Here is a 12,736-nt window from a genome sequence, read left to right as displayed (position 1 = left end):
TTTCCGTGAATTCCCCGACGATGCTGGGGACTATTTCGTGTGCTGAATTATTCTTCGACCAAAACACTGATTACATTATAGCAGAGATTTTCAGTGATGCAAAGTTTTTTAGACAAATAATGCATTTGTATAAGTACGTTATTTGTATCTTATTTGCGAGATCAAAAGCTGTTTACTCTTTTGCAACTAGAGTAAGGCCAGCTCAGGGGCGACGTATCGCTTTTTTAGGGCGCAAAGTTTACTGGGAGTATACTTTTTTCTTGCCTTTAAGAAAGCGTTTTGCTAGGATAGGGTGGAATTCTTAAAATATCAGAAAGAATGTGATGGCCATCAGGCAGGCTGGGGGAGTTAGAGCTTTTGTGCAGCGTCTTGTGGGGACGCCTTTTGCCTGTGGCTTGGGTCAGCTGGGGCTAGCTGTTAGGGTTAACTGTTTCGCTTTGGCCTTAGATCATTTGAACTGATATCCCATGGGGGGCTTTGGCCTCTTTTTTTATGCTTGGCAAAAGCGGTAAGGCCTTTGGGTGTTACTGTTGGGGGGTGGGGAATGGAGAATTTTCGGTAAACTCAATAGCCTGCCTTTGTCCTTGGGGTTTACCATGATAGAATAAAGAGGAATACTTGTCGAGGACGTTGGGAGGATAACATGATCACTTTATATAATACGCTCACGCGCAATAAAGAGCCCTTTGAGTCGTTGAAGGCTGGCCACGTCAGCATGTATGTGTGCGGCCCTACGGTTTACAATTATATTCATATTGGTAATACGCGCAGTGTGGTGGCATTTGATACTATTCGTCGCTACTTAGAATACCGCGGCTATGACGTCACTTATGTGTCCAATTTCACTGACGTAGATGATAAAATTATTCGCCGTGCCCAGGAAGAAGGGCAAACGCCAAAAGAAATCGCAGAAAAATACATTGCCGCTTTCTATGCGGATACGGACGCTTTAAATGTGAAGCGGGCCGATGAAAATCCGCGGGTGGTGGACCATATGCCTGGGATTATCGCCTTTATTGAGGATCTGGTGCAAAAAGGCTATGCCTATGAGAGCGGTGGGGATGTATATTTCCGTGCGCGCAAATTTAAGGACTATGGGCATTTGAGTGCGCAAAGTCTCGATGCCTTGCGGGCGGGGGCGAGCGACCGCCTGGAAAATCAGCAGCAAGCTTTAAAGGAAGATGTCTTAGACTTCGCCCTTTGGAAGAAAAGTAAAGCCGGCGAACCGGCCTGGGAAGCCCCTTGGAGTTTAGGGCGGCCGGGCTGGCATATTGAATGCTCAGAGATGGCTACCCAGCACTTGGGACCGACGATTGATATTCATGCGGGGGGTCACGATTTAATTTTCCCTCATCATGAAAATGAAATTGCTCAGGCGGAAGCTAAAACAGGGCAAACTTTTGCCCGTTACTGGCTGCACAATGGCTTTGTGACGATTGGGGCTGAGGGCGAGAAGATGAGTAAATCTCTCGGGAACTCGGTTTTTACTCATGAGTTATTGAAGCAAGTAGATCCCCAAGCCATTCGTTTTTTCTTGGCCAGTGCCCACTACCGCCATCCTTTGAAATTTAGTGAGGAGAATTTGGCGGCTGCCGGCCGGCAGGTGGAACGCTTTAAGGCGGCCTTTGAGCATATTAAGCATCGCCAAGGCCAAGCGGTGGAGAAGCTACCTTCCGACTCAACTTGGCTTGGGCAAATTGACCAGCTCAAAACGGCCTTTGAAGCGGCCATGGATGATGACTTTAACACGCCGAATGGGGTGAGTGTTTTAGAAGAAATGGTGAAGGCTTTGAATCAGTATCTGGACCAAGATGAGGTGGCTCGTCCTGTTTTAGCGGCTTTTGACGGGCACTTGCGCACTTGGCTGGCGATCTATGGCCTTGATTTTTCTAAGGAAGATGTCTTAGAGGCTGACATTGAACGCTTGATTGAAGAGCGGAATGAGGCCCGGGCCCAACGTGATTTTGCGAAGAGTGATGCGATTCGTGATGAATTAAAGGCCCAAGGGATTTTCTTGGATGATACGCCTCACGGCACGCGCTGGCACCGGGGTGAAGCTTAATGCAGGTCGAGCAATTAAATGGCTTAGCCCTTGCTTACTTGGGGGATGCGGCTTATGAAGTGCGGGTTCGCGCTTATTTACTGGCGACGGGCTTGACCCGGCCTAGGGACCTGCATGAGCGGGCTACCCATTTGGTGAGCGCCCCGGCCCAAGCAGCCGTCATCACCCATTGGCTGGATACAGAGGCTTTGACGGACGAGGAAGTGGCTTATTTCAAACGGGGACGCAATGCCTCCCCCCATACCCAAGCCAAAAATGCCTCTACCCAGGCCTACCGCTTGGCGACCGGCTTTGAGAGCTTATTAGGCTACTTGTACGGCCAAGAGGACCATACGCGTTTTGACAAGCTGGTTCAGGACGCCTGCATGTATTTAGAGGAGGTTCACCATGGCAAAATCGAGTCCTAACGATATTGTTTACGGCATTCACACGGTGGAAATGCTTTTGGCCGAGCAAGCACGGGATATTATCCGCATTTACCTGCAGAAAGGCTTTAATCCCAAGCGGAATAAGCGTCTACTGCGTTCCTTACGCGATACGGGCGTGCCGATCAGTGAAGTGCCCAAAGCCAAGCTGGATCAATTGAGCGCGGGAGGCAATCACCAGGGCGTGGTCTTGCAGATTGCCGCGCAAAGCTATGCGAGCTTAGACGATTGCTTAGCCCTCGCCAAAAAGCGGGGGGAGGAACCTTTCTTGCTCATTTGTGATGGCATTGAAGATCCGCACAATCTGGGTTCCCTGCTCCGGACGGGGGATGCTTGTGGCGTGCACGGCATTATTATTCAAGAGCGGCGGCAGGTGGGCTTGACGGCGACCGTGGCTAAGACGAGTACGGGTGCCATTGCCCATGTGCCGGTTGTGCGCGTGACGAATATCAGCCAAACGATTCGCCAATTGAAGGAAGCAGGCCTGTGGATTTTTGGGACCGACATGCAAGGGGATAAGTTCTGGCATTTAGAAGCAGACTTACCGATTGCCCTTGTCATCGGCAATGAGCATAAGGGGATTTCCCCCGGTGTGGCGAAAAATCTCGATGGTACCTACACCATTCCCATGCGCGGCCATGTTGAGAGCTTGAACGCGAGTGTGGCGGGGGCTTTGGTGATGTATGAAGTTTACCGCAAACGGCATTTATAATTGAACCTCGACTGAGAAAGGAGGGCTTATGGCACGAAAAAAGAAACTCATTGTGGACGGCTACAATATGATTGGCGCCTGGCCACCGCTGTTGAGTTTGAAACGGTCTGGCGAGATTGAAGAAGCTCGTGATGCCTTATTGGAGCTATTGGCGAATTATTCCGCCTATCATGGCTTTGAGACGTGGGTTATTTTTGACGCCATGTTTGTGCCTGGCCTCCAACAGTCTTATGGAAAATACCGCATGCATGTGGTGTTTACGGCGGAAGGTGAAACGGCCGATAGTTATATTGAAGGGATGATGGATGCCATGGTGGGGGTTTTGACCGATGTCATTGTTGCCACCAGTGACCTTTTGGAGCAGCGTTTAGTATTCCAAAAGGGGGCACTCCGCCAGTCCGCCCTGGAATTGTGGCGGGATGTGGAAAAAACCCAACTCACTATCCGCGAGGGGGACGACCATTACGAGCCTCTTGTGGGCCACCGCTTGGTCCCGTGGTCTTACCAGCAGATGCAGCATCTGCGCCAAATGCTGGATGAGATGTCGACGGAGGAATAAGAACTTGCGGTACTTTGGGACTACACCATGTACTTGCAAGATACTGGCCGAGCTTATTTATCCTCGGCGGAACTTGAAGCCATTCGCTCTGGCGATGAGGTTTGCTTTGAAAAAATTTCCCATCGCTTTAAAGATATGGCTTTTGCCCGCTACTACACGTCTTATACGACTTTGGAGCGGGAGGATTTTTGGCAGGAGGCCTTGCTTTGCTTGCATAAGGCGATCCTGACTTATAAGCCCGACCGAGAAGCTAGTTTTACCACGTATTACCATCATTTGCTGCGCAATTGGACCATCAATATCCAGCGCCAGCAAACTGCTCAAAAACGCTATTCAGGCCAGCGAACACTTTGCTTTTGTGAGGTGGAGGAGCGCTATTTGGTCGAGGAAGAACAAGCCGTCTACCATGCCGCCCACGATTCCCCAGAAGCGGAATTAGCGGTGAAAGATGTGCTGGCCCGTTTTACGACGGCCTTGTCGCGCCTGGAGCAAGCGGCCCTCCTCTGTCATTTGACGGATGGGGACATTAAAAAACTGGCCCAAGACTTAAAGGTTCGGGAAAAAACCATCCAAAATGCCTACTATCGCAGCCGGCAGAAAATTAAAGCCCTCGTGCGTGAGCACCTATAAAAGAAGGACCACCAAGTTTTTGCTTGGCGGTCCTTTTTACTTTCATTATTTTTCTAAGGCAACCCGATGAATTTCTTCGGCAACTTTTTTGGGAATACCGAGGGCTTGAATATCGGCTGGTTCAGCCTGGCGAATATTTTTCAGCGTCCGAAAATGCCGCATGACTTTCCGCCGTGTTTTAGGGCCCACACCTTTAATGGCGTCCATGCGGGAGGTGAAGGAGTTTTTGCTGCGGATCGTCCGGTGGTAGGATTTGGCGTAGCGGTCGACTTCTGTTTGGATGCGCTGAACCAAATAGAAGGCATTCGATTTCGGATCCAAGGGGACAATTTCTAAGTCACCATAGGGATGGCCGTAGTCATACACCACATGGGCGGTGCGGTGCTTGTCGTCTTTGACCATGCCAGCCACGGGTAAGTGACTTAGCCCGAGTTCGTTGGTCAACACATCGCGGCAGGCATTCACTTCAATCGCCCCCCCGTCCATTAAAACAAGGTCAGGCAGGGGTTGCTGTTCCTTAAGGAGGCGGGAATAGCGCCGCCGGATCACTTCCTGAGTCGTGGCGTACTCATCGGCTCCGTCCACGCTTTTAATACGAAATTTGCGGTATTGTTTTTTATTGGGGCGGCCGTCTTCATAGTAAACCATGCCCGAAACCCCGTGCACGCCTTGGATATTCGAGTGGTCAAAGCTTTCAATGACCCGCAAGTAGGGCAGGCGCAGGGCAGCACTTAGTTCCTTCACGGCGCCGATGGTTCGTTCTTCACTCATGGCTTCTAGTCGGAAGCGCTGCTCATGGGCCAATTTGGCATTTTTCCGGGCCATCTTCAGTAATTTCCGCTTCTTCCCGCGTTGGGGGGTATGGATCTTCACTTCTAAGACTTCACTGATTGTATCGTTATCCAAGCCTTTTGGGAGGAGAATCTCCTTGGGCAAGGTGTGGTTTTTCTCCTGGTAGAACTGGATAATGTAGCTGGTGAACTCTTCCTTCGGATCACTGTAGCAGGGAAAGAGGGCAGAGTCGCGTTTAATAATCGAGAATTGCCGCAAGAGGAAGGTCTGAATACTGATCCAGCCTTGGTTCATGTAATAAGCAAAAACATCGCGGTTATTGTATTGGCGGCTCATGACGTTTTGCGGTTCGACCGTTTGCTCGATGTAGTGGATTTGGTCGCGATATTCGGCGGCCCGCTCGTAGTGGAGCTGGTCGGCAGCGTCTTGCATTTTTTGCTTCAAGTCGGCCTTGATGGTTTTCACGTCCCCATTGAGGAAGCGGGTAATTTTTCGAATTTGCTCGTCATATTCTTCCTTGGAAACCTCATGGTCACAGCAGCCGATGCACTGGCCGAGGTGGTAGTAGAAGCAGGCCCTTTTCTCTTGGCGGCTGCAGCGCCTTAAAGGATAAGTTTTTTGGAGCAGGTCCCGGGTGGCCGTGGCAGCACGCACGTTCGGATAAGGGCCAAAGTAATGGCCGCCGTCATCCTCCACCGTGGAAGTGATTTTTAGTTCCGGATCCCTTTCATTTGTAATTTTCAGGTAAGGGTACATCGTCCCTTCCTTCAATTTAATATTATAGTGGGGCTGGTATTTTTGAATCAGATTAATTTCTAAAAGGAGGCTCTCCTTGTCGGTGAGGACGACAATCGTTTCAAAATCAGCAATTTCACTCACCAATTGAGCCGTTTTCCCCGTATGACTGCTCTTAAAGTACGAGCGCACGCGATTTTTTAAATTTTTCGCCTTGCCGATGTAAATAATTTTTCCTTGCCGATCTTTCATCAAGTAGCAGCCTGGTTGGTCCGGCAAGAGTTTTAATTTATTTTCAATTAATTCACTCGCCATCTTAGCCCCCCTTTCTTATTAGTATAGCATGAGTTTTACGGATTCTTCACGCTTCTTGGCTGAAGCTTCAAGCTCCCTATGGTAAAATGATAGGACATAGGGCTTAAACCTGAATATCCTAGATTAATGAATTTTCATCCTAAAAGCAAATAAAAGAATTGAGGAGAGTATGATGGCAAGTGGAAAGCAAACAAAAACGTTACTCGCCTGTGGGGCGGCTCTGGGGGTAGGAGCCTACCTCTATTGGCAGAATGCCTTTTTGCGGAAGACGATCTATTACGTGCAAAATCCGAAATTCCGTGGTGCTCTCGAAGGCTTGCGCCTCGTTCAATTGAGTGATTTAAATATTCCCAAACACCGGGTGGCGATGAAGCGCCTGCTAAAGCAAGTGGTGAGGGCTGAGCCAGACCTCATTTTAGTGACCGGAAATATTTTGGCAGCAGCAGGGGACTTTGACGCTGAAATGGTGTACGGCCTCGCTGAAGGCCTCCGGGAAATTGCTCCTGTCTATGCGGTCTATGGCAGTCACGAGCTGGAAAATCCGGATGCACCCGTTATGGAACGCTTGTGGACCGAGGCAGGTGTCCGTTTCCTTCATGATGAAGCCGCTGAGTGGACTTACCACGGGGAGACGATCAGTCTTTTAGGCCTTGGAGAGAAAGTCGGCCAGCAATTTCTCAAACATGAGCCGCTTCGGGCCATTGAACGGACTGGGGCGCCAGCTGGGCAAGTGAAGTTCTTACTGGCCCACCATCCCGAAGCCTTCCTGCGCTACCATGATGATTTGACCCTCTCACCCGATTTAGTTTTGAGTGGCCACGCGGAAGGTGGCGGCATTAATATTCCCGGCGTTGGCCCCCTCTATTCTCCTAGCCAAGGCTATCAGCCGGCTTATACTTCCGGCGTCTTTGGCCTGCCGGGAAATCCCGATAAGCGCCTGGTGATTTCGCGCGGTATTGGCCAGCCGGAAACTGGCCTGCGCATTAATAATCAAGCTGAAATCGTGCTGGTGATTTGTGAAGGACCCAAGCTAAGCCCCGTAGCCAGTGAGGACACCCATGACTAAGGCTGATACAGAAAAGGGACGTGCCGTGGAAGCCCTACTGGCGCATTTCGCTAAGCCTTGGACAGCGGCGGGCTTTGCGGAGCCGACCGCCATTCAAAAGTCGGCTTGGGCTCGCTTACCGCAAGGGGGAGCCACCCTCCTCCATGCGCCCACGGGGAGTGGGAAAACTTTGGCTTATCTCCTGCCGCTACTAGCCCGTATCCAAGCATCGGGGGACTTGCAGTTACTCATTGTACTACCGGCCCATGAATTAGCCAGCCAGGTTAAAAGCGTGGTGGAAACGTGGGGGCGGGCTTTGGGCTTGTCGGTGACCTTACTCGTTGGTGGAGCCAATCGCAAACGGCAACGCGACCGCTTGAAGAAAAAACCGGAAATGGTCGTGGGCACCCCGGGCCGCCTCTTGGAATTTTTGGAGAAACGCCAACTGAATAGCCAGGAATTACAAGCCGTGGTTCTCGATGAGGCCGACCAATTGCTAGCGGGGGAACTTTGGGGCTTAACGAGTAAACTGCTCGGCCGCTGCCCGGGGCAAGTGCCTTTGGTGGCGGTTGGGGCTACCACTTCCAAAGTCGCTGAAGAGACCTTGCAAGGCTTGCGGCCAGACTTTAGCCGCTTGGATACCATGGATGCCGATGCCCACTTACGGGCGGGAGTGGCTCACGGCTACTTGCTGGTGCCAGGGCGGAAAAAAGCCCAGGTTTTGCGCTCCCTGGCCCACCATGTGGGGCAAAAAATGCTTGTTTTTGGGCGCAGTCAAGCGGCCTTAGAGCGTTTAGGAGAGGCCTTGCGCTACCATCATTTGCCCGCCTGGCTCTTGCATAGTGGCCGCTCCAATCAAGAGCGCCAGCAGGAGAGCTTGGCTTTTGAACGGGAAGCCCAAGGGGTTCTACTCACGACGGATGTGGGGAGCCGTGGCTTGGATCTGCCGGCCTTAGACATGGTGGTCAATGTGGATCTGCCAGCCTCCGCAGCCATTTACTTGCACCGGAGTGGCCGGGTGGGCCGCATGGGACGGCGCGGCCTCGTTTTGTCGCTCGTGACGCCCCGGGACGTCCGCCAATTGAAGCAGCTCTTGCCCCCCGGTGTTACGCTCGCAGCCTATCATTTAGAACAGGGTGAATTGCAGCCCGGTGAGGGTGAGGCTTGGGCCAAAGCTGGCCAGAAAAAGAAGAAAAAGAAAGCAGAAAAACCGCCCGTCACCAAGAAAAAAGCACGGGCGAAGCAGAAAAAGCGCTGGCGCCGCCAGAAAAATAAAGGCGCCCGGCGTTCCCGTCCAGCGGGAAAATAGAACGGAGTGTCTGACATGAAAGAGAATTTTGCGGTCATCCTGGCAGCCGGCCAGGGCACACGCATGAAATCAGAAAAAGCAAAAGTCCTGCATGAATTAGCCGGTCGCCCGATGATCAGCCATCTGGTTGATCGCTTGACGGCTTTGGACTTTAAGCAAATCATCACCATCATTGGCCACGAAGCGGACGCGGTGAAGGAAGAATTAGCCGGCCGCACCGACTTTGCCTTCCAAGCCGAGCAATTGGGGACAGCCCATGCCGTGCAAACAGCGGCGCCCTTATTGGCTGGGAAGACCGGCAACACCCTCGTGCTTGCTGGGGATACGCCTTTAATTACAACGGAGAGTTTTGAAAAGCTGATTCAAACTCACGAAGAGGAAGCGGCCAAGGCAACGATTCTGACAGCATGCGTGGACGATCCCACCAATTACGGCCGAATTATCCGCGAAGCAGACGGCTCCGTGAAGAAAATTGTCGAAGAAAAAGATGCCAATGCCGAAGAAAAAGCCGTTCAGGAAATTAATACCGGCACCTTTATTTTTGATAACGAAAGCCTCCTTCAGGCCCTCAAGAAAGTCGATAATCACAATGCCCAGGGGGAATATTACCTACCGGATGTGATTGAAATTCTAAAAGCAGAGGGTGAAACGGTAGCGGCCTATGCCTTAACGGATCCGCGGGAGGCTTTAGGCATCAATGACCGCCAGGCCTTAAGCCAGGGGCATGCGATTTTCTACCAACGGCAAAATGAACGTTTCATGGCTGCCGGGGTGACGATGTTAGATCCACAAACGGTCTATATCGAAGCGGATGTGGAAATTGGTCCGGACACGGTTATTGAACCCGACGTGCAAATTCTAGCCGGCAGTCGGATTGGCAAAAATTGCCACCTAGGCAGTGGGACGATTATTCGGCACAGCCGTTTAGCCGACGGGGTCTCGGTCCGCTCCTCGGAAATTGAGGAGAGCGAAGTGGGTGCAGGTAGTGATATTGGACCGAATGCCCACTTGCGTCCCCATTCGATTCTCCATGAGCAGGTGCACATTGGTAACTTTGTCGAAATTAAAAAAGCTGAAATTGGGGCCGGCACCAAGATTGGCCATTTGACCTATGTGGGCGATGCGACGATCGGCAAACGGGTGAATGTCAGCTGTGGGGTGATTTTTTGCAATTATGATGGTGTGGAAAAAGCCCACTCTAGCATTGGCGACGATGCCTTTATTGGCTCGAATGTGAATATTGTTTCCCCAGTCACTGTTGCTGACAAGGTTTTTATTGCTGCGGGTTCAACGGTCACTGAAGATGTGCCCAGTGAAGCCATGGCGATCGCCCGTGCTCGCCAAACGAATAAACCAGACTATTGGGCCAAATTGCCAATTAGTAAAAAAGGGCACAATAAGTAAAAAATATGTTAAGATAGACATGCTAGAGGACTAGAGTTTCTAGTTCTGGGGCAAGGTCAGTGTTCCTGCTCATTACTTGCACTAATGGGCGATCTCTAGGGCTTCGTGATGATTTAAGATGTCGATATCAGGAACAAGCAAGGAGTTCCAGCTTAAATCGTGGCAAGGGCTTTGGGATTTGAATTTTCATAGGAGGTTTATTTTAGGCTTATGACGGAAAAACTCAAATCGGAAGTTAAGGTATTCTCCTTGAATTCCAATCGTGATTTGGCTGATAAAATTGCCGACGCCATGGGTATTGAACTCGGGAAAATGTCAGTCAGTCACTTCAGCGATGGAGAAATCTACATCAGTATCGAAGAATCCATCCGGGGAGACAATGTTTATATCATTCAATCCACTTCCGAGCCAGTGAATGATCACTTGATGGAGTTATTAATCATGATTGATGCTTGCCGCCGTGCAAGTGCCAAAACCATTACCGTAGTCATTCCTTACTTTGGCTACGCTCGTCAAGACCGTAAAGCAAAACCACGGGAGCCGATCACAGCGAAATTGGTTTCCAACATGATCGAAGATGCCGGTGCTTCACGCGTGGTCGCCTTAGACTTGCATGCGGCGCAAATTCAAGGTTTCTTCGATGTCCCTGTTGACCACTTATTGGGCGCCCCTTTATTGGCCAACTATTTCTTAGAACATGAGGACTACCAGGGGGACGATATCGTCGTCGTTTCACCCGACCACGGTGGTGTTACCCGGGCACGCAAATTAGCGGAATTCCTCAAAGCACCGATCGCTATTATTGATAAACGCCGGCCAAAAGCCAACGTCGCTGAAGTGATGAATATCGTAGGGTCCGTAGAAGGCAAACGTTGCATCATCATCGATGACATGATCGACACTGCCGGAACCATTTGTGCCGCCGGGAATGCCCTCATCGACGCAGGCGCTGTTTCAGTCGCCGCCTGCTGCACCCATCCCGTCCTCTCCGGCCCCGCTTGCGAACGCTTAGCCGATTCCAAATTCTCCGAAGTCATCGTCACCGACTCCATCCAACTCTCGGAGGAAAAGAAAATCGATAAAATCAAACAGGTTTCCGTCGCCGAACTCATCGCCGAAACCATCCTAAGAATCGATTGCAACCGTTCCGTCAGCCCATTGTTTATTAACAAGTTTGAAGGCATGGAATCTCGCAACTAAGGAAGCGAAGCTCGAAGAGCAGGCAGGACCACTGGAACCAAGTCACACAGAGACGGCGTAGCATTGTCTCCAGTGACTTGGTGAAGTGGAGCCTCGCCTGCCGAGCTGAGCTGGACTAAAAGGAGGGGAGCGCCGCAAAAAGGGAGTGGTGAGTTGACAAAAGGAAGCGAAACTCGACCAGCAGGCGGAAACACTGGAAAACCAGGATACGAATCCACCGCTTGCCCCCGCTGAGTTGACTGCTTAGAATGGTTCTGACGATAGTCAGGTTCATTCAAAGCAGTAACGCAAGCGACGGGGCAGGTGGTGAGTTCAACTAAAGGATACGAATCCACCATAGTCTCCGCTGAGTTGAGTCGATGGAGATGGTTCTGGCCTTAGCCAGGTTCATCCCCATCGACTAACGCAAGCGCAGAGACTGGTGGTGAGTTCAACTTTATGACATAACGTCCTCCTTCTTGATCGGCCTTTACACCCTTTCTTAATGAAGTGGATGTCCAGCCTGCCGAGTTGAGCTGGACTTAAAAGTAAGAACGACCTAGGACATCATTTCAGACCTCGACTAACGCAAGCGTAGAACCGGTGGTGAGTTCAACTATTAGGATACGAATCCACCATAGTCTCCGCTGAGTTGAGTCGATGGAGATGGTTCTGGCTTTAGCCAGGTTCATCCCCATCGACTAACGCAAGCGCAGAGACTGGTGGTGAGTTCAACTTCAAGTCACACAGAGACGGCATAACATGATCTCCAGTCAGCTTGGATGAAAAATTCGCCCTAACCTGTCCTATGTAGAGAGTAGGCGGAGACCATCAGTTTGATGAGCGCAAAGTGTTAAATTTCCAGCTATGAAGCTCCCGGCCGGCCTCACTGGTTGGGAGATTTTTTATCAGTAAACAGTCAATTTAATTAAATAATTGGACGAGGAGTATGGCAAGGGCTATACCCCTTTTTAGGCTTTTTAGAGGAGGGACAATGAAATTAATTGTTGGCCTGGGCAATCCCGGGCGTAAATATGCAGAAACCCGCCATAATATCGGCTTTATCACCATGGATGAGTGGGCTCACCAGCATCAGGAAGCCTTCAGCCAGGAGAATTTCGAAGGCCAGTATTTGGAGCGACATATCAATGGGGAAAAAGTTTTCTTCCTAAAACCGCAAACTTACATGAACGAATCGGGCCGGGCAGTGGGGGCTTTTCTGCGTTACTACCAAATTTTACCGGAAGAATTACTGGTGGTTTACGATGATTTGGACCTCTCCGTGGGCCAATTGCGCCTCCGTCAAAAGGGTGGTGCGGGTGGCCATAATGGCATGCGCAGTATTATTAGCCATGTGGGCAGTGATCAATTTAAACGCATTCGTCTAGGCATTGGCCGTCCACCTCAGGGGATGGCGGTGCCCAATTATGTCTTATCACGTTTCCGCCCTGATGAGCATACCGCCATGTTAAAAGCCGTCCAAGATGCTAGAGAAGCGATCGACTACTGGCTAGGTGGGGCAACTTTTGAAAATACGATGAGCCAGTTCAACCACCATTAGAAAGAAGG

11 protein-coding genes are annotated in these 12,736 nt (G+C 50.7%); 10 read left to right on the top strand and 1 reads right to left on the bottom strand.

The window, feature by feature from the left end; translation table 11 throughout:
* The first annotated feature begins 643 nt into the window (after positions 1 to 643).
* The 5 genes from cysS to WF803_RS03570 are packed head-to-tail and all read left to right on the top strand — an operon-like array spanning position 644 to position 4,388.
* Entirely contained in the window at positions 644 to 2,062 is a 1,419-nt protein-coding gene (gene cysS / locus WF803_RS03590; protein ID WP_489611751.1) for a cysteine--tRNA ligase, read from the top strand.
* Positions 2,062 to 2,469 carry a Mini-ribonuclease 3 gene (locus WF803_RS03585; RefSeq protein WP_489611750.1) on the top strand — a complete coding sequence of 136 codons (408 nt, stop codon included), beginning with the start codon at positions 2,062 to 2,064 and terminating at the stop codon, positions 2,467 to 2,469. The genes cysS and WF803_RS03585 overlap by 1 nt, the downstream gene beginning before the upstream one ends.
* Positions 2,450 to 3,199, top strand: a complete 750-nt coding sequence (rlmB, locus tag WF803_RS03580; RefSeq protein ID WP_489611749.1) for a 23S rRNA (guanosine(2251)-2'-O)-methyltransferase RlmB — start codon at positions 2,450 to 2,452, stop codon at positions 3,197 to 3,199. The genes WF803_RS03585 and rlmB overlap by 20 nt, the downstream gene beginning before the upstream one ends.
* A 28-nt stretch (positions 3,200 to 3,227) precedes the next feature.
* Positions 3,228 to 3,758 carry an NYN domain-containing protein gene (locus WF803_RS03575; protein ID WP_489611748.1) on the top strand — a complete coding sequence of 177 codons (531 nt, stop codon included), beginning with the start codon at positions 3,228 to 3,230 and terminating at the stop codon, positions 3,756 to 3,758.
* Between the two features lie 27 nt (positions 3,759 to 3,785).
* On the top strand, positions 3,786 to 4,388 hold the full coding sequence (locus tag WF803_RS03570) for a sigma factor (protein WP_489611747.1): 603 nt from the start codon (positions 3,786 to 3,788) through the stop codon (positions 4,386 to 4,388).
* Between the two features lie 45 nt (positions 4,389 to 4,433).
* Here the strand turns inward: WF803_RS03570 and uvrC are convergent, their stop codons facing one another.
* A complete protein-coding gene (gene uvrC, locus WF803_RS03565; protein WP_489611746.1) occupies positions 4,434 to 6,230 on the bottom strand; it encodes an excinuclease ABC subunit UvrC in 1,797 nt (598 codons plus the stop codon).
* 172 nt (positions 6,231 to 6,402) lie between these two features.
* Here uvrC and WF803_RS03560 point away from each other — a divergent pair, with 172 nt between their 5' ends.
* From WF803_RS03560 to pth, 5 genes are all read left to right on the top strand, one after another.
* Positions 6,403 to 7,296, top strand: coding sequence for a metallophosphoesterase (locus WF803_RS03560; protein WP_489611745.1), 894 nt, complete (start codon positions 6,403 to 6,405; stop codon positions 7,294 to 7,296).
* Positions 7,289 to 8,584: a DEAD/DEAH box helicase gene (locus tag WF803_RS03555; RefSeq protein WP_489611744.1), complete on the top strand. Its 1,296-nt coding sequence runs from the start codon at positions 7,289 to 7,291 to the stop codon at positions 8,582 to 8,584. Before WF803_RS03560 ends, WF803_RS03555 begins: the two co-directional genes overlap by 8 nt.
* Positions 8,585 to 8,599: 15 nt before the next feature.
* Positions 8,600 to 9,988 carry a bifunctional UDP-N-acetylglucosamine diphosphorylase/glucosamine-1-phosphate N-acetyltransferase GlmU gene (glmU, locus tag WF803_RS03550; RefSeq protein WP_489611743.1) on the top strand — a complete coding sequence of 463 codons (1,389 nt, stop codon included), beginning with the start codon at positions 8,600 to 8,602 and terminating at the stop codon, positions 9,986 to 9,988.
* A 210-nt stretch (positions 9,989 to 10,198) separates the two neighbouring features.
* On the top strand, positions 10,199 to 11,188 hold the full coding sequence (locus WF803_RS03545) for a ribose-phosphate diphosphokinase (RefSeq protein ID WP_489611742.1): 990 nt from the start codon (positions 10,199 to 10,201) through the stop codon (positions 11,186 to 11,188).
* 973 nt (positions 11,189 to 12,161) lie between these two features.
* The gene (gene pth, locus WF803_RS03540; protein WP_489611741.1) at positions 12,162 to 12,728 is read left to right on the top strand and encodes an aminoacyl-tRNA hydrolase; all 567 of its coding nucleotides are present in this window, start codon (positions 12,162 to 12,164) and stop codon (positions 12,726 to 12,728) included.
* Positions 12,729 to 12,736: the final 8 nt, after the last annotated feature.

Source organism: Aerococcus sp. BD502 (assembly GCF_057919555.1).
Note: the sequence above shows the minus strand (reverse complement) of the source record. Positions and strands in the feature narration are given on the sequence as shown.